The organism is Kribbella sp. NPDC004536 (genome assembly GCF_042873835.1).
In the GTDB taxonomy this organism is placed as follows: Bacteria; Actinomycetota; Actinomycetes; order Propionibacteriales; family Kribbellaceae; genus Kribbella.
Genome location: NZ_JBIALY010000002.1, coordinates 177375 through 194283, shown reverse-complemented (window position 1 = coordinate 194283; position 16909 = coordinate 177375). Strand labels below are relative to the sequence as shown.

Here is a 16909-nt window from a genome sequence, read left to right as displayed (position 1 = left end):
TCAAGTGCTCCCCTCGGCTGTCTGGGCGTGGTCGCCTAATCGAGGAGGGTGCCGGCTTGGATGACTGTTCGGTGGTCGTCGGACCATAGTGCGGACGGGTTGTCCAGGGGGTTGCCGTCGATGATCAGGAGGTCGGCTACGCAGCCTTCTGCGACTCGGCCCAGGTCGGGGCGGCGGATGAGGTCGGCGTTGACGGAGGTGGCGGAGCGGAGGGCGGTGGCCGGGCCGTCGACCTCTACCTGAAGGCGTAGACCGTTGAGTTGTTCGTCTTCCAGGACACCCATCAGGTCGGTGCCGAAGCCGACTCGGACGCCGGCGGCGCGGGCGAGCTCGACCGCGGTACGGCCGGCGTCGAGGACCTCCCGGTTCTTCGCACGGGACACCGGCGCCATCCCGAGTTCGGCGCCGCGGCGGTCCATCGCGTCGTACGCCGCCAGCGTCGGAACCAGGAACACGCCGGCGTCCGACATCGCCTCGGCGGTGTCGGCGTCGAGCAGGTTGCCGTGCTCGATGCTCCGTACGCCGTTGCCGATCGCGTGCCGGATCGCCTCCGGCGAGTACGCGTGTGCCGCGACGTAGCTGTCGCGGCGGGTCGCCTCGTCGGTGACCGCCCGGATCTCCTCGGCCGAGTACTGCGGTACGCGGATCGGATCGGTCAGCGACACGACACCGCCCGAGGCCATGATCTTGATCGCGTGGGCGCCGCGGCGGAACCGGTCGCGGACGGCCCGCCGGAGCGGATCGACCCCGTCGACGACCTCGACCGAGTGCGACGAGCAGCCGCACAGGTCGCTGTCGGCTGCCCGCGCGTCGCCGTGACCGCCGGTCTGGCTGAGTCCAGGCCCGGTCCACAGGTACCGCGGTGACGGAAGCAGTCCCTCCGCGATGGCCCGCGCGATCCCGGCGTCGCCTCCGGCCGGATCCCGTACGGTCGTGAAGCCCCGCCGCAGCGCCCCGGCCAGCCGCCGCGCCGCGACCAGAGCCACGTAGCTGAGCGGAACCGACTCGATCCTGAGCAGATCGAGGTCGATGCCGTACGCGTGACAGTGGGCATCGATCAACCCGGGCAGCACGGTCCGGCCGCGTGCGTCGAGCACCTGGTCAGCCGGCTGTGGCGCACCACCGACGGCTGTGATCCGACCGTCCACGATATGTACGGGCCCGTCGACGAGGTCGTCCGAGACACCGTCGAAGACCAGGCCGTTGATAATCGACAAACTCATACCGCATCCTCGCGCAACCGTGCGGTCGCCGTCGCGTCGACCTCGAACGTCGCCGGATCCACCAGTACGCCGTACTCCCGTTCCGCGGCTGCCACGGAGACGAACCCGTTGCGTACGTCGGCCGCAACCCGCTCAGGATCCCGTTCGAACGGATCGCCGTACCCTCCCCCACCTCCGGTGTTGTTCACGAGAACCTCACCGGCCTCGAGCCGGTTGTAGCTTCCGCCCTGTACCGCTTCGCGTTCGGTGCCGGGGTTCAGGATGATGTGGTTGTTGTCGCCCTCACGCCCGCCGTCGATCGCCCACGGTTTGGTTTTCGTCTTGTAGACAAGGCAGATCCCGGTCGACGGCGCGGTGAACCGGTAGGCACGCCCGACTCCGACGCCGCCCCGATGCCGCCCGGCGCCGCCGGTGTCCGGCCGGTAGCCGTACGACTCGATGAACATCGGCGACTTGGTCTCCAGTACCTCGACCGGGTTCGAACGGCAGCCCGGCTCGGTCAGGTGCATGATGCCGTCCGCGCCGTCGCCGCCGGCGTGCCCGCCGAAGCCGACCGCCTCGTTGGTGGCCTCCAGCCAGTGCTCGCCGGTCCGCGGGTTGATGCCGAGCCCCATCATCGAGCAGACGTCGCCACCCGAACAGGCCGGGACGCGATCGGGCATTCCCTGCGCGAGCGCCTTGAGCACCACCTCGCCACCGAGCAGTCCCGTCCACAACGTGAAGGTCGGCATCGGCGGTACGGCGTGCACCACCGACCCGGGCTCGGTGACGATCCGCAACGGCCGGAAGTTGCCTGCGACAACTGGTGTGTCCGGGGTGGTGAGCGCCTTGAACACCAGGCTGCAGAACGCCGCGGTCTGACCGACCGGCAGGTTGATCGGGCCGCGGACATCGCGATCGGTACCGGTCCAGTCGATCACCATTTCGTCGTCGGTGACGGTGACGGTCACGTTGAGCTTCACCATCCGATCGAGGTCCACGCCGTCGGAGTCGACGAAGTCGTACGCGGTCCAGGTCCCCTTCGGCAGCTTGGCCAGCGCGAGCCGGGCCAGCCGTTCGCCGTGGTCGTTGATCGCCTCCATCGCGCCGGTCAGGGCCGGTACGCCGTACTTCGCCGCGATCGCCTGCGTACGCCGTACGCCGGTCACACACGCGGACACCTGCGCCTGCAGGTCGCCGATCGTCCGTTCCGGCAGGCGGCTGTTGAACCGGATCACGTTGAAGATGTCCTCGTTGGCCACACCCTCGCGATACAGCTTGGTCGCCGGGAAGAACAGCCCCTCCTGGTACATGTCCGTCGAGTCGAGGACGTACCCGGGGTCCTTCTGCTTGAGGTCGAGCACGTGGACCCGGCACGACGCGAAGCCGATCAATTCGTCGCCGGCATGGATCGGGGCGAAGACCAGCGGGTCGAGGGTGTGGGCCGACGACCAGTACGGGTAGTTCAGCAGGAACACGTCACCGGGCAGCATCGCGTCCGCGCCGAGGAACTCCTTCGCGGCCTTGATGCCGTGGTCGTTGCCACGGGTGAAGACCGCGATGCCGGGAGCGTCGGCCACCACGTCACCGTGCGCGTCGTGGATGCCGATGCCGTAGTCGTGAATCTCGTAGACGACGGTGTTGTACGCCGTCCGGCACAGGTTGCGGGCCATCTCCTCGGCCGCGGCCAGCAGACCGTGCCGGATGACCTCGATGGTGATCGAGTCGCTCATCGGATCGCGTCCCTTCCGACAGTGATGATCAGTTCGCCGTGGTCGCCGACCCGGAGCAGATCGCCCGCGTGGATGACGGTGGTCGCGGTGTGCTCGGCGATGACGGCGGGTCCGGCGAGCGCGTCCCCGGCGAGCAACGTCTCCCGCGAGTACAGCGCGTACGGCTCCTGTTGCCGCTCGGTGGATACGTATACATTCCTTGTTGCGTCAGGCAACGGTCTCCCGGAGGCCCGGCGGGACAGCCGCGGCAGGTTTGGCTTCGCCACCAGCCCGGTCGCTCGCAGCCGCAGCGTGGTGATCTCGATCGGGTCCGACATCGTGTGGCCGTACTGCCGTTCGTGCAGCTCGGTGAACGCCCGCTCGACGGATGCGAGGTCGCCGTCGACAGGCACCGTCACGCTGTGCTCCTGCCCCGAGTAGCGGACGTCCACGCTCCGAGCCATCACCTGCGCCGACGGGGCGAACCCGTCGGCGGTCAACGCGGACGCCGCCTCCAGTGACATCGCGTCGTACGCCTGGACCAGGCGCGCCTCGTCCACGTCCGCGAGCGGCATCACCGAGGTCTGTGCGAAGTCGTGCTGGACATCGGCGAACAGCATCCCGAACGCGGAGAACGCTCCCTGGCCGGGCGGCACGATCACCGTCGGAATCGACAACTCGCGGGCGACGTCGACCGCGACCAGGCCGCCGCCACCACCGAACGACAGCAGCGCGAAGTCCTGCGGATCCCGGCCGACCTCGACGGTGATCGCGCGGACCGCGCCGGTGATCTTCGCCGTCGAGATGCGGATGATGCCACGGGCCAGCGCGGCCGGGCTGAGCTCCAACTGACCGGCCAGCGGCTTCAAGGCGGCGACGGCAAGCGCATCGTCGAGGACGAGCCGGCGGCCGAGCGGAGTGGCTGCCCCGAGGTACCCGACGGTCAGCGCCGCGTCGGTGAAGGTCGGCGCCGTGCCGCCGCGACCGTACGACGCCGGACCTGGATCCGCGCCCGCGCTCTGCGGACCCACCTGCAGGACACCCGCATCGTCGAGCCAGGCGATCGAACCGCCACCGGCACCGATGGTGTGGATGTACAGCGACGGCGTGTTGATCGGCAACTGCTCGAACTCCGCGCCCTGATACAGAACAGGTACGCCGTCGACCACCAGCGACGCGTCGAGACTGGTGCCGCCCATGTCGATGGTGATCAGGTTCGGCTCGCCGATCAGTTCGCTGAAGGCACTCGCGCCGATCACCCCGCCGGCCGGTCCGGACAGAATCAGGCTCACCGGCTGTTCCCGGGCCACGCTCGCGGTCATCGCGCCGCCGCCGGAGCGCGTCATCAGGAACCTGCCCTCGAACCCGCCGCCCCGCAGTTCACCTTCCAACCGCTCCAGGTAGCGCCGCACGATCGGTTTCACGTACGCGTCGAGCACCGCGGTGCTGGTCCGTTCGTACTCGCGGTACTCGCGGGACAGCTCGTGCGACAACGTCACCGCGACCCCCGGCGCAACCTCCGCGAGGATCTCCCGCATCCGCAGCTCGTGCGCCGGGTTGGCGTACGCGTGCAGGAACGCGACCGCCACCGAGTCGTAGCCACGCTCCGCGATCGTGGCGGCAACCGCCCGGGCCGCGTCGTGGTCGAGCGGACGGTGTACCGATCCGTCGAACAGGCTGCGCTCGGGGACCTCGAACGTGTCGTAGCGCTCCACCAGCGACGGAGGTGGGCGATAGGTGATGTCGTAGTTGGTCCGGCGATCGGTACGGCCGAGCAGGTACACGTCCCGGAAGCCGGCGGTGCCGATGACGGCCGTCCGCGCGCCGGTGCGGGTGAGCAGCGCGTTCAGGCCGAGCGTCGTCCCGTGGGTGAACATCGCCACCTCGGACAGCCCGCTTCGCGTGGTGCCGAACGCGTCGAGTACGGCTTCGGTGGGCTGAGTCGGTGTCGTGGGCACCTTGTCGAAGCGGATCTCACCGGTGGCCGGCAGCAGTTCGACGACATCGGTGAACGTACCGCCGACGTCGATCGCGACGCGGCTGATGCTGGTCATGGTTCAGGCCTTTCGGTCGTCCGCGAGGCGCGGGCACGCCGCGGCAAGGAACACCGCACAGCGGTGACCCCGGCACGGCGGTTGACGCGGCTGACGGCAAGGCCCGTTGTCCCAAGGCGTGCCGACGGTCAGCCGGATGATCCTCTCGCCGGTTGGCGCGGCGGAGGACACGAACGTGACACAGCCGAATTCGGCGTGTCAACCAGTCCGATCGGCGCAGATCAGACGCCGCAAGCCCGTATGCACAGCGAAAGCAGCGGCCGATGTGCTCCGCGCACAGCAGCGCACCGTCGGGCGACGACAGCATTTGGCCACTCGACCACCCCGGATCCACCGGAGGCCCAGATGATCCCCCAGATGGTTCGCAGCGTGCTCACTCTTCGTGCCGCCGACAGCGACGCGCTCGAGGAACTCTACGCCGAGCACGGGATCCTGGCGCGCGCCCGGCGGTTCCCGGGGTGCCGGGACGCTTTGCTGCTGCGAGCCGTCGGCGATGACCGGCTGAGCGGTCCGGCCACCCACCTGGTCATCGCCGACTGGGATACGGCCGCGGACTACCGGCGCTGGGTCGCGGATCCCTGGCGGGCTGCGTTGTCCCAGCAGCTCGCCGCCGTACTCGACACGACACCGGACGAGCCGATCGTTGGCGCGCTCTTCGAGCTCGTACCTGACCACCACAGTTCCGCCCCCTTCACGCCCGAGGAGCACCCGTGAGACGAGCTGCCCGACTCGCGGCGGTCGGTGTGACCGCCGCGCTCGCGATGAGCATCGCGGCCTGCAGCAAACCCGCGACCAGCAACGCCGGCGGAACCCCGACCTCGGTTGCCGCCGACAAGCAACTGAAGATCGGATTCTTCGGCTTCGCCAAGGCGAACTCGTTCGCGCAGGCTGCCTGGGCCGGGGTCCAGTCCGCCGCCGCGGCGAACAACGCGACGGCGACCTTCCTGGACTCCAACTTCGACGGTCCCACCCAGGTCAACCAACTGCAGGACGCCGTCACCTCGAAGCGGTACGACGTGGTGATCGTCCAGGCCAACGACGGCGTCGCGATGGTCAACCCGATCAAGCAGGCGATCGCGGCCGGCATCGTCGTGGTGGTCGAGTTCACCCCGGTCGGCGGCAAGTTCGACACCGCCGAACCCCAGGTCCCCGGCACTGTCAACATCATCGATCCGCCGACCGTCAACGGTGTCGGCCTGGCCAAACTCGGTCTCGAAGCCTGCAAGACCGTAACGCCCGGCGCCTGCAAAGTCGCGTACTTGCAGGGCTTCGCGAACTACCCGCTCGACACCGCGCGGACCGACGCGGCCGTCAACGCACTCAAGGCCGGCGGTGCCACCGTCGTCTCGAACTTCGTCGGCGGCTACACGCCGGACACCGGCCGCGGCGCGATGCAGAACCTGTTGCAGTCGCACCCGGACGTCAACGTGGTGATCGGTTCCTCGCAGGCACTCGAAGGCGCCACACCGCTTGCCAAAGGCAAGAAGATCGGCTTCGTCGGCAACGGCGGATCCTCGCAGGCGTTCGGCTTCGTGAACAACGGGACCTGGTACGGCGTGTACGACGTACCGGAGAAGTCCGAAGGCGCCAAGGCCGCCGAACTGGGGCTCGCGAAGGCGAGAGGCCAGGACGTGCCGGCCTCGACCGTGGCCTGTACCGCGCTGACGAAGTTCGAGTGCCTCGGCACCAAGGAAACGCTGAAGGGCCTCACCGCCGACTACTCGGACTGATTCATGACCACGACAGCACCGAGCATCTCGGTCCGAGGTGTCGGCAAGAGCTACAGCGGTGTCACCGTCCTGCGCGATGTCGACCTCGACATCGCGCCGGGCGAGGTACACGGACTGGTCGGCGAGAACGGCGCCGGGAAGAGCACCCTGCTCAAGATCCTCGGCGGCGTGGTCCGCGCCGACCACGGCACGCTGGCCTTCGACGGTGCGCAGGTGACGTTCGGACGGCCACGGGACGCGATCGCCCAGGGCGTCAGCCTGATCTCTCAGGAGGGCGCGCTGGTTCCGGCGCTGACCGTGCTCGAGAACGTCTTCCTGGGCCGCTGGGCGCAGACCGCCGGCGTCCGGCGGGCCGCTCACGACCGGCGGCGGTTCGACGAACTGATCGAGCTGACCGGCTTCGAGGTCGATCCGCGTGTCCGGGTCGACACGCTGCCGACCGGCGTACAGCAACAGGTCGAGATCCTCAGGTCGCTGGCCCGCGGCGCGCGTGTGCTCGCGATGGACGAGCCGACCGCCGTCCTGGGCGAGCACGAGAAGGACAACCTGATCGCACTGATCCGCCGCCTCGCCGACAGCGGTACGACGATCCTGCTCGTGTCGCACTTCCTCGACGAGGTACTGGCCGTTGCCGATCGGATCACCGTACTGCGGGACGGGCGACTGGTCACCACCGACGAGGCCGCCGCCCAGACGCCACGCACGCTGGTGCGGCAGATGGTGGGCCGCGAGATCGACATGCTCTACAGCACCCCGGATCCAGTTCCGGACGACGCGCCGACAGTGCTCTCGGCCCGTGGTCTGCGGCGCGGTCTCGTGCAAGGCGTCGATCTCGACGTCCGCGCCGGAGAGATCCTCGGCCTCGCGGGGCTGGTCGGCAGCGGACGGTCCGAGACCCTGCGACTCCTGTTCGGCGCCGATCACGCCACCGAAGGCACGGTCGAGGTCGACGGTACGACGCTGGCCCGGCTGTCGCCGCGGCGGGCGATGGCCGCCGGGATCGCCTTCGTGCCGGAGTCGCGCAAGGAACAGGGCCTGGTGATGGCACGCTCGGTCAGCGAGAACGTCGCGCTGTCGTCGTTGCCCCGCCGCCGGATCGGTCCCGTCGTACGGCGCCCGGCCGAGCGGACCGCCGTCGACGCGGTGTCCCAGCTCGTCGACATCCGCGCCAAGGCCTTGGACGCGGCGATCGAGACGCTGTCCGGCGGCAACCAGCAGAAGGCACTGTTCGCCAAGTGGCTGCTGTGCTCGCCACGGATCCTGCTCGTCGACGAACCCACCCGGGGCGTCGACATCGCCGCGAAGAGTCACCTCCATCACCTGATCACCGAACTCGCCCGCGACGGGATGGCCGTCGTGTGCGTCTCGTCCGAGATCGAGGAGTTGCTCGCCCTCTCGCACCGGGTGCTCGTTCTCCGGCACGGGCGTCCGGTCGGCGAGTTCCCGCGCGGTACGGCCAAGGAGGTCGTGATCGCCGCCGCATTCGGAGACGAAGGAGAGCCGACGTGAGCGTCGACGCAGCCACCCCTACCGAGTCCGCCCAGTCCGTCGAGGCGACCGCGTCGCGGCGGGCGGTACGGGTCCGCGACTACGGCATCCTGGTCGCGTTGATCGCGATCGTGATCGCGTTGTCGCTCAGTACCGACACCTTCCTGACCAGATCGAATCTCGTCAACCTGCTCGACCAGTGCACCGTGGTGGGCCTGCTCGCCGCGGGTGCGACGGTGTGCATCCTGAGCGGCGTGTTCGACCTCACCGCCAGCGCGACACTCGCCGTGGCGGCCATCGTCGGCGTCGAGATCATGCGGGTCACCAATGTGCCGATCGGCTTCGGGGCAGCGGTGCTGGCCGGGGCACTGCTCGGTTTCGTCACCGGCATGATCGTCGTCCGGAGCGGGATCAACTCGTTCATCGCGACGCTGGCGACCAGCATCATCTACCGCGGTGTGGCCGTCGTGGTGACCGCGGGTGCGATCGTGTACCCGCTCGGTTCGCAGACCGAGAACTTCGGCGCACTCACCTGGCCGTCGGTCTTCGGGCTGACCTCCGCCACGGTCATGTTCGTGGTGGTCGTGCTGGCCATCGGCCTGCTGATCGCGACCACGACCTTCGGACGGCGCGTGTACGCCGTGGGCGGCAACCTCGAGGCCGCCCGGCTGTCCGGGATCCGGGTCGGCTCGATCCACGTCGCGGCGTACGCCATCAGCGGCGTCTGCTCGGCGCTGGCCGGGCTGATCCTCGCGTCCCGGGCAGGTTCGGCCCAGTCCACGATGGCGACCGGCGCGGAACTGACGGCGATCGCGGCCGCGGTCATTGGTGGTACCAGCATTCTGGGCGGTGAGGGCGCGATCTGGCGCGGGGTGGTCGGCGCGTTCCTGCTGACGCTGATCGGCAACGGGTTCAACCTGCTCGGCTGGGACACGATCTACCAGCAGGTGCTGCAGGGCTGCCTGATCCTGTTCGCGGTCACCACGGACCGTTGGCTGCGCAGACGGTCCCGGTAGCGGAAGGTACCCTGACGTGGTGTCTCGCACTGGCGAGTTCGCACACGTCGGCGTGAGCGTGCACCCGGATCGCTCGTACGCGGTCGTCGTGCACGGCGCAACCGTCCTCCCGGTCGCCCCGACTCGGACCGACCTCGACGGGACGATCGCCGCCGCCGTCCGAACCGCCCTCGGCCGGTCCCCGACCGGCCCGTTCGCGGTGACCGTCAACCTCGCTCCGATGCTGCTCGACGCGATCACCCGCGCACACAGTGGGTTGCCGGAGGTGGCGGTGATCCGGATCGTGCCGCGGCCCGCCACCGATCCCGCGCTGGCCCGGTCGCCGGCTGCGCTCGTCGAACGGCTGGTCGGGCAACGGTTCACCGTTGCCGGGGGCCACGACCTGCTCGGCAACGAACTCTGTCCGCTGGACCGGCACCGGCTCACCGAGGTCTGCGCCGAACTCGCCGCCGGCTCGATCCGTCACGTCGCGGTCGTCGCCGCCGGCTCCCAGGCACGCCCCGGCCACGAACAGCGGGTCGCCGACGCGATCCAGACCGCCGTACCAGGAGTCCGGATCTCCGCCGCCAGCGAGTACGGAGGCCACGGACTCGTCGCACGGGAAGCGACAGTCGTCCTCGACTGCGCACTGGCAGGCGTCACCGAGCAGCTGGTCGACCGATGCGAGCGGGTGCTGAGCCGACTGCCGGGCGAGTTCCAGCTGCGAGTCGCCCGCGGTGACGGCGGCTACACGACCGCGTCACGCATCCGGACCATGCCAGTCGTCGCGTTGGGAGCGACCGATGCACTGGAGGTCTGTGGCGCGGCCTACCTCAAGGGCCTCGCCGACGGCCGGGTTCTGCTGAGCCGCGAAGGTACGCAGGTAGCCGGCGAAGTCCGGCACGGCTTGGCCCAGGTCAGTCTGACCGAGTCCGCCGGCATCGGCACCGAGCTCGTCGTACCGACCGCGGTCCTGACTCCGCGCCTGGACCTCGCTCCGAACGGCTTCCCCGACCGTACGACCGACGCACCCGTAGCCAGCGTCCAGCAGTCGCCGGAACTGCTGGCCTGCGTTGGTGCTGCCATCAGTTCACCGACCGCCTGGCTGGACGAAGTGGCCTTCATCGAGTCCGCGGACGAGCTCAGATCGGTACGCCGGGACGCGGAGGAACGCGCCACCGCATTCGTCACCGCCAACGGCGCCGCGCCTGGTACCGCCTTCCTCGCGGAGGTTTCGACCGTCGCGGTGCCGTACAGCCCGGCCGGAACGGTCCGGATCCGAGTTCGCGTCGCCGGGACGCCGGACCTCGGGCTGGAGCCGGCATGAGTGGTGCGGCGACCTGGATCAGCGCGGCCGACGTCCCGGCCCTGTACGAGGGCGCCAAGTTCTACGCTCCGGCGGTCGGAGACGCGAGCCGCGCGTCGCTGACGTCGTGGCTGATCGAGCTGCTCGAACGTGAAGGGCCGGTGCCGCTCCATCGGGTCGAGACGATGGACCCGGAGACACCTTGCGTGTCGCTGTGCGTGCTCGGTTCCGGTTCGGCGCTGGCCGATCTGCCGCCGGCGGGCGACGAGTTCGTGTCCGCGATCCGCCAGATCGAACGGTTGCAGGATGTCCGGTTCGGCGCCGTGTATCCGCTCGCGGCAGCGACCGTCAGCGCCCTCGTGCCGGTAGCCGCGGCCGCCCAACTCGGCGTACCGCTCCTCGACGCCGACGGCATGGGCCGTGCGTTCGCACTCATCCACCACACCGCGATGCACCTGGCCGGCGTCTCGCCGACACCGCTCGTCGCGTACGGACCGACCGGGGACAGCGTGCTGGTCGAAACGCTGACCGTTCCACGGGCCGATCGGCTGCTGCGCGCCAACGTCGACACCCTCGGCGGCTGGGCAGCGCTGGCGTCGTACCCGACCACCGCGGGCACGCTGCGCCGCGCCGCGTTGCCGGGGACCGTGTCCCGGATCGCCAACGTCGGCCGGGTCCTGCTCCAGCCGGCCGATCCGGACGTACTGATCAGCCGGCTCGCCGCGATCACCGGCTGCCGCAAGCTCGGCCGCGGACGCATCTCCGAGCTCGAGCAGCTCAGCCGGCCGGACGACGGCACTGTCCCGGCACACCCGTCCAGCGTCGTCGTCGACGAGACCGAAGGCCAACGGCGGCAGTTGCGGATCGAGCTGCGCAGCGAAATCGTGGCGGTGTTCGCGAACGGCGAGCTGATCGCCGGCGCGCCCGATCTGCTCTGCCTGGTCGACACCGGGCGTGGCCGCCTCGCGACCCTCGACAACCTCGAACGCGGAGACCTCGTCGACGTCCTGGTCACGCCGGGCGACGCGGTCTGGTACTCCGACGAGGGTATGGCGATGGTCGGCCTGCACTCGCACGGCATCCCACTCACCCATCCACGACGACAGCGAGGTGGCACGTGAGCCAACGGTTGTCGACGCTGCCGGTCACCCTCGGCGGGCTGGTCCGGATCCAGCCGCTGGCGAGCGCGGCCCGGCTGCACTTCGCCGACCCGCAGCGGCAGGTCGAACACGTCGTCCTGGCCGAGACGTTCGACCGGCTCCGCCGCTGCGCCCCACACGTTCTCGTCGTACTGCACGACGCGGCCGCGGCGGGTGGCTGGTCGCTGGCGGCCGCGCTGCACCTGGCCTGGGAACGCAACGTCTCGGCCGTGGTGGTCTCCCGGGCAGTGGCCGGAGCTGCCGGCGCCGCACTGGCCGAGCGGCTGAACATGACACTGCTGGCCATCGACGAGGACCCGGTGGATGTCGCGCTCCAGCTCGCCGGCCAGGTCAGCGCGCCGGCGGCGGCCCGCGCGATGAGCCAGGCGCTCTGCGCCGAACGACTCGCCGAACAGACCAATGTCCGTGGCGTTCTCGGCGTACTCAACACCGAACTCCAGAATGTGCCCGTTGCGCTGGTGATCGGCGAAACAGGCGTTGCCGGCCGCGTCGCCGCACTCCAGGACCGGAGCAACGGCCGCCGCGTCGAAGTCGACGTACAAGGGCCGGCCGACCAGCCCTGGGCGCGCCTGGTCGCCGCCGTCCCCGCCAACAGCGAGACAGCTGTGGAACAGGTTGAATCCCTGCTCCGGTTGGCCCGCCCCTCCTTACAGGCAGCATGGGCTCAGACCCGGCTGGACTCGACCGTTCACTCGGCGCACGAGCAAGCCGCGTTCGGTCTGTTGCGGCGGCTGGCGACCGAGCCCGCGGAGGACTCCCCACCGCTCGACATCGAGACGCCGTCCTGGAGCAGCGAGCTCGGGTGGCAGGTCGACGGCGCCAACCGGGCAGTGTGGCTGACGCCGATCCAGCCGTCCGGCGAACCGTCCGAAGAGGTCACCCATCTGGTCCGCGCTGCCTGGCAACGCGGGCGCGCGCACTGGCCCTTCGTCATCGACGGCGACAGCTGGATCTCCTGGCACAGCAGTGAGGATCCGGACGACGTCGCCCCGCTGCGCCGGGCCGTGTCGGCCTTCCGCGACTCGGCGGAGGCGCACCGACTGGTGATCGGCGTCGGCCGAGCCCACCCTGGCGTCGCCGGGCTGATGCGTTCGGTCGCCGAGGCCCGCCTGGCCGCCCATGTCGCTCGCGACCACGGGCCGGCCGGCGTCCAGTGGTTCGACCAGGTCGGCGCGGCCGCCGCCCTTGCCTGGCTACCGACCACCGAGATCGCCCAGGTGGCCGACCTGTGCCTGTCCGAACTCATGGACGCCCGCGACCGGACGGCGCTCGTACAGACCGTACTGGCGGTACTGGACTGCGGCGGGTCCCTCAGCCAGGCCTCCCAGCGCCTCGGCGTACACCGCAACACCGTCCTGGCCAGACTCACCCGAGCCAGACAACTCGGACTCGCGTACGACGAGCCCGAGCAACGCCTGGCCCTCCACGTTCTCTGCTACGCCCTGTCGTCGCTGTGGGCACAGTCGACCACGGAGACGTAGTACTACCGACCGATGCCGTAGCGGGTCATCGCCGTTTCGGCGCTGATGTTGCCGTCGCGGACGTCGGCCCGTACGTCGTCCGCGGACCGGTCGACCGCGTCGCCGTACCCGCCGCCTCCTCCGGTCGAGCAGCGGACCACGTCGCCGGCGTTCAGGGTGAGGCCGTTCACCTTCAGCAGGCGGCGTTCGTCCGCGCGCCCCGGATTGACGACCACCTCGGGACCGACCGCGTCCTCACCGCCGAACAGGCCCCACGCAGGTTGCCGCGATCGCTCGAACCACAGCGACACCGACAGATCCGTCTGCGCCTCGTACTCCCGGATCACACCGTTGCCGCCGCGCCAGCGCCCGGCGCCACCGGAGTCCTCGCGGATGCGGTACTCGGTGATCCGCCACGGGTAGCGCGTCTCGTGCACCTCGATCGGGATGTCCTTCAGCGAGCCGTTGACGTTGTTGATCAGGGCGCTCTCGCCGTCGGAGCCGTGCCACGCGCCCCAGCCACCGACCGTGGCCTCCAGGCTGACGAACTCGCGCCCGACCCGCGGATCGAGGCCGGCCGTCAGGATGATCATCGAATCGCCGTGACTCGCTCCGGCGACGCGATCCGGAAGCGCCGGCGCGAGCGCCCGGGCGACCAGGTCGATGAGCAGCCCGAGATGCGAGAAGTACCACTGACACGCCGCGGGCGAACGGGCCCCCAGCACCGATCCTTCGCGCACCTGGGTGGTCATCGAGCGGAACGAGCCACCGTTGCCGGGCAGATCGGGACTTACCAGGAGCTTGTAGCCGACCCGCAGGGCCGACACCGCTTGGGCGATCCCGCAGTTCACCGGCCCGACCGTCTGATCGGCAGACCCGGTGACGTCGAAGTCGATGGTGTCACCGGCCACCGTGATCCGGAGCCTGATCGGGATCGGCGTCCCCAGGTCGATCCCGTCGTTGTCGAGCACCCCCTCGGCGTCGTACACGCCGTCGGGGATCGCCGCGATCACCGCGCGCTCGAGCAACTCGGTCTGCCGGAAGATCTCGTCCCGCGCGGCCTCCACCGTCGGCAGTCCGAATCGCCGGACGATCTCCTGCAGCCGCTTCTCCCCCATCGTGATGCAGGCGATCATCGCGTTCATGTCACCGGTCGTGGGGTACGGGAAGCGCACGTTGGTGCCGATCGTGTCGATCACCCCGTGAACCGGCTCACCACCGTCCAGCAGCTTCTGCGGGCCGAGGCGCAGCCCTTCCTGGAAGATCGTCACCGAGTCCATCGAGCCGCCCGGATCCTTCGAGCCCACGTCGATCCAGTGCGCCCGGGACGCGGTGAAACCGATCAGCGTGCCGTCGTCGAACACCGGGCCGAAGATCGTCACGTCGTTGAGGTGCGTACCACCCAGGTAGCTGTCGTTCAGGATCCAGACGTCACCGGGTTGCCAGACCTCGCGGCCGAACCGTTCCTCGGTGGCCAGCGTGCAGGTCTCCAGGTTGCCGAGGAAGATCGGCAGACCGGCCGACTGCCCGAGCACCTGGTGGTCGGCGTCGAGCAGGGCGACCACGCAGTCACCGCACTCGTAGATGATCGGGGTGTACGCCGAGCGGATCAGCGTGGCGTTCATGTCGTCGGCCGCGGAGTTGAGCGCGTTGCGGATGATCTCGACCGTCACCGGATCGATGTCGACCGTCATTTGCCGTCCTTCCGTCGGATGATCAGCGAACCGATGCCGTCGACACCGACCGTGTGGTCCGGTGGTACGACGGTGGTGGCGGTGTCCTCGAGGAGGATCGCAGGGCCGTCGAACGTATGCCCGACGTACAGGTCGTCACGGCGTACGACGATCGACCGGTGCGGCTCGCCGTCGAACACCACCGTGCGAAGCTGGTGCGGGAAGTCCGTGGTGGTTGCGGTCGGCCACGGTTGGGGTGCGGGCCGTTCCACGTCTCCGATCGCGGCAGTGCGTAAGGTAACCAGCTCGATCGGAGCGCCGAGGTTGGCGTGTCCGTACCGGGCCTCGTGCAGCGCGGCGAACCGTTCGGCCAGCGCCTTCAGGAAGTCCGGCTGGGCCGGCTCGTCGGCGCCGGTCAGCGGTACGGTCAACGTGTACTCCTGCGCCTCGTAGCGGACGTCGACCGAGTGGCTCGCCGTACGTCCGTCGGCTGCGACGCCTTCGCTGGACAACGCGTCGATCCCAGCCTTCTCCATCCGCGCCAGAGTCGCTGCCATGTCGGCGCCGTCCAGGTCCTGGTCGAGGAAGAAGTACGGCTCGGTGTAGTCCTGGCGGATCTGCGTCTGCAGCATCCCCCACGCGGAGAACGCACCCGGAAACCGCGGTACCACGGTTTCCGCGATGCCCAGCTCGCGGGCCAGGAACGCGGCGTGCATCGGCCCTGCCCCACCGAACGCGACCAGCGCCGAGTCCCGCGGTTCGATGCCTCGGGCAACGGTGATGGTGCGGATCGCCTGCGCCATCTTGGCGTTCGCGATATCGCAGATGCCTTCGGCCATGGCCGTCGTACCGAGCTCGAACTGTTCGGCCAGGCCCGCGACGGCCTCGGTCGCGAGCTTCGGATCCAGTGCCAGCCGGCCGCCGGCGAAGCCGTCCGGGTCGATCCGGCCGAGCACCAGGTTGGCGTCGGTGACCGTCGGCTCGGTGCCGCCACGGCCGTAGCAGGCGGGACCGGGCCGCGCGCCCGCCGACTGCGGGCCGACCCGCAGGCCACCGGCCTCGAGCCATGCGACCGAGCCACCACCCGCGCCGACCGTGTGGATGTTCACGACGCTCATCAGCATCGGCAGTCCCTCCAGCTGCGCCTCGGCGGAGGTGTCCGGCTCGCCGTCGACGATCAGCGACACGTCGAACGACGTACCGCCCATGTCGATGCCGATGAGATTCGGCCGTCCGGTCCGGGCGGACAACTCCGCGCAGGCGATCGCACCACCGACCGGACCGGACAGCAACGTCTGCAGCGGCCGGCGGCGGGCCGACTCCGCGGTCAGGATGCCGCCCGAGGACTGCATGACGTGCAGGGGTACGGCGAGCCCGCGTGCGTCCAGGCGCTGCTCCAGATCGACCAGATAGCTCCGCACGATCGGGCCGGTGTACGCGTCGACCACGGCCGACGACGTCCGCTCGTACTCGCGCCACTCCTTGGCCGCCTCGTGCGAGAGCGACACCGCGACGTCCTCGCCCAGCTCCTCGGACAGGATCTCCCGCGCCCGCAGTTCGTGGTCGGGATTCTTGTAGCTGAACAGGAACGCCACCGCGATCGCGCCGTACCCACCCTCGACCGCGTCCCGCGCAGCCTTACGTACGGCTTCCTCGTCGAGCGGCGTCAGCTCGGTACCGTCCGCGGCGATCCGGCCGCCGATGCCGACGACGTCACGGCGGGCGACCAGCGGCGCCGGCTTGCGGTAGTGCAGGTCGTACAGACGGGTCCGCGGACCGCGCGCGATGTGGTAGCTGTCCTCGACCCCGGCCGTCCCGAGCAGTAACACCGGCACACCGCGGCGTTCGAGAAAGGCATTCAGTCCCTGCGTCGTCCCGTGCACCAGGAAGCCGATGTCGGCCGGCCGCTCGACCACCGCATCGAGCCCTACCAGCACACCGTCGCTCAGATTCCCCGGCGTCGTCGAAGCCTTCGACGCCGCGAACACTCCCTCCTGCTGGTCGTACGTCACCACATCCGTGAACGTGCCACCGATATCCATCGCGACCCGGTACCGCATACACACTCCTCCAGCCGTAGGAACGTGCTCGAACCGTAGGTCCCCCGGCCCCGCCCACACTGTGCGCCC

12 protein-coding genes are annotated in these 16909 nt (G+C 69.7%); 7 read left to right on the top strand and 5 right to left on the bottom strand.

The window, feature by feature from the left end:
* Nucleotides 1-35: 35 nt before the first annotated feature.
* From ACFYRU_RS15845 to ACFYRU_RS15835, 3 genes are read right to left on the bottom strand one after another with little or no spacing between them, the layout of a single operon-like run.
* Nucleotides 36-1223, bottom strand: a complete 1188-nt coding sequence (locus ACFYRU_RS15845) for an amidohydrolase family protein (RefSeq protein ID WP_387658635.1) — start codon at nucleotides 1221-1223, stop codon at nucleotides 36-38.
* Nucleotides 1220-2935, bottom strand: a complete 1716-nt coding sequence (locus ACFYRU_RS15840) for a hydantoinase B/oxoprolinase family protein (protein WP_387658632.1) — start codon at nucleotides 2933-2935, stop codon at nucleotides 1220-1222. The genes ACFYRU_RS15845 and ACFYRU_RS15840 overlap by 4 nt, the downstream gene beginning before the upstream one ends.
* Nucleotides 2932-4968, bottom strand: coding sequence for a hydantoinase/oxoprolinase family protein (locus tag ACFYRU_RS15835; protein ID WP_387658629.1), 2037 nt, complete (start codon nucleotides 4966-4968; stop codon nucleotides 2932-2934). The genes ACFYRU_RS15840 and ACFYRU_RS15835 overlap by 4 nt, the downstream gene beginning before the upstream one ends.
* Before the next feature lie 357 nt (nucleotides 4969-5325).
* Between ACFYRU_RS15835 and ACFYRU_RS15830 the strand changes: the two genes are divergently transcribed.
* The 7 genes from ACFYRU_RS15830 to ACFYRU_RS15800 are packed head-to-tail and all read left to right on the top strand — an operon-like array spanning nucleotide 5326 to nucleotide 13128.
* Nucleotides 5326-5682 (top strand): antibiotic biosynthesis monooxygenase family protein, encoded by a 357-nt coding sequence (locus tag ACFYRU_RS15830; protein WP_387658626.1) that lies wholly within the window; start codon nucleotides 5326-5328, stop codon nucleotides 5680-5682.
* The gene (locus tag ACFYRU_RS15825; RefSeq protein ID WP_387658623.1) at nucleotides 5679-6698 is read left to right on the top strand and encodes a sugar ABC transporter substrate-binding protein; all 1020 of its coding nucleotides are present in this window, start codon (nucleotides 5679-5681) and stop codon (nucleotides 6696-6698) included. Before ACFYRU_RS15830 ends, ACFYRU_RS15825 begins: the two co-directional genes overlap by 4 nt.
* A gap of 3 nt (nucleotides 6699-6701) precedes the next feature.
* Nucleotides 6702-8207, top strand: coding sequence for a sugar ABC transporter ATP-binding protein (locus tag ACFYRU_RS15820; protein ID WP_387658620.1), 1506 nt, complete (start codon nucleotides 6702-6704; stop codon nucleotides 8205-8207).
* Nucleotides 8204-9202 (top strand): ABC transporter permease, encoded by a 999-nt coding sequence (locus ACFYRU_RS15815; RefSeq protein WP_387658617.1) that lies wholly within the window; start codon nucleotides 8204-8206, stop codon nucleotides 9200-9202. Before ACFYRU_RS15820 ends, ACFYRU_RS15815 begins: the two co-directional genes overlap by 4 nt.
* 19 nt (nucleotides 9203-9221) lie before the next feature.
* Entirely contained in the window at nucleotides 9222-10508 is a 1287-nt protein-coding gene (locus ACFYRU_RS15810; RefSeq protein WP_387658615.1) for a hydantoinase/oxoprolinase N-terminal domain-containing protein, read from the top strand.
* A complete protein-coding gene (locus ACFYRU_RS15805) occupies nucleotides 10505-11608 on the top strand; it encodes a DUF917 domain-containing protein (protein WP_387658612.1) in 1104 nt (367 codons plus the stop codon). Before ACFYRU_RS15810 ends, ACFYRU_RS15805 begins: the two co-directional genes overlap by 4 nt.
* The gene (locus ACFYRU_RS15800; protein ID WP_387658610.1) at nucleotides 11605-13128 is read left to right on the top strand and encodes a PucR family transcriptional regulator; all 1524 of its coding nucleotides are present in this window, start codon (nucleotides 11605-11607) and stop codon (nucleotides 13126-13128) included. The genes ACFYRU_RS15805 and ACFYRU_RS15800 overlap by 4 nt, the downstream gene beginning before the upstream one ends.
* Nucleotides 13129-13130: 2 nt before the next feature.
* On the opposite strand, the gene ACFYRU_RS15795 is transcribed toward ACFYRU_RS15800, so the two are convergent.
* Both ACFYRU_RS15795 and ACFYRU_RS15790 read right to left on the bottom strand, forming a co-directional pair.
* Nucleotides 13131-14801, bottom strand: coding sequence for a hydantoinase B/oxoprolinase family protein (locus ACFYRU_RS15795; RefSeq protein WP_387658607.1), 1671 nt, complete (start codon nucleotides 14799-14801; stop codon nucleotides 13131-13133).
* The gene (locus tag ACFYRU_RS15790) at nucleotides 14798-16840 is read right to left on the bottom strand and encodes a hydantoinase/oxoprolinase family protein (RefSeq protein ID WP_387658604.1); all 2043 of its coding nucleotides are present in this window, start codon (nucleotides 16838-16840) and stop codon (nucleotides 14798-14800) included. The genes ACFYRU_RS15795 and ACFYRU_RS15790 overlap by 4 nt, the downstream gene beginning before the upstream one ends.
* Nucleotides 16841-16909 lie beyond the last annotated feature (69 nt).

Bases quoted from the DNA above. Each gene is read 5' to 3' on its own strand.
- ACFYRU_RS15795 (WP_387658607.1), bottom strand. From the start codon at position 14,801: ATGACGGTCGACATCGATCCGGTGACGGTCGAGATCATCCGCAACGCG.
- ACFYRU_RS15830 (WP_387658626.1), top strand. From the start codon at position 5,326: ATGGTTCGCAGCGTGCTCACTCTTCGTGCCGCCGACAGCGACGCGCTC.
- ACFYRU_RS15835 (WP_387658629.1), bottom strand. From the start codon at position 4,968: ATGACCAGCATCAGCCGCGTCGCGATCGACGTCGGCGGTACGTTCACC.
- ACFYRU_RS15845 (WP_387658635.1), bottom strand. From the start codon at position 1,223: ATGAGTTTGTCGATTATCAACGGCCTGGTCTTCGACGGTGTCTCGGAC.
- ACFYRU_RS15790 (WP_387658604.1), bottom strand. From the start codon at position 16,840: ATGCGGTACCGGGTCGCGATGGATATCGGTGGCACGTTCACGGATGTG.
- ACFYRU_RS15820 (WP_387658620.1), top strand. From the start codon at position 6,702: ATGACCACGACAGCACCGAGCATCTCGGTCCGAGGTGTCGGCAAGAGC.
- ACFYRU_RS15840 (WP_387658632.1), bottom strand. From the start codon at position 2,935: ATGAGCGACTCGATCACCATCGAGGTCATCCGGCACGGTCTGCTGGCC.
- ACFYRU_RS15805 (WP_387658612.1), top strand. From the start codon at position 10,505: ATGAGTGGTGCGGCGACCTGGATCAGCGCGGCCGACGTCCCGGCCCTG.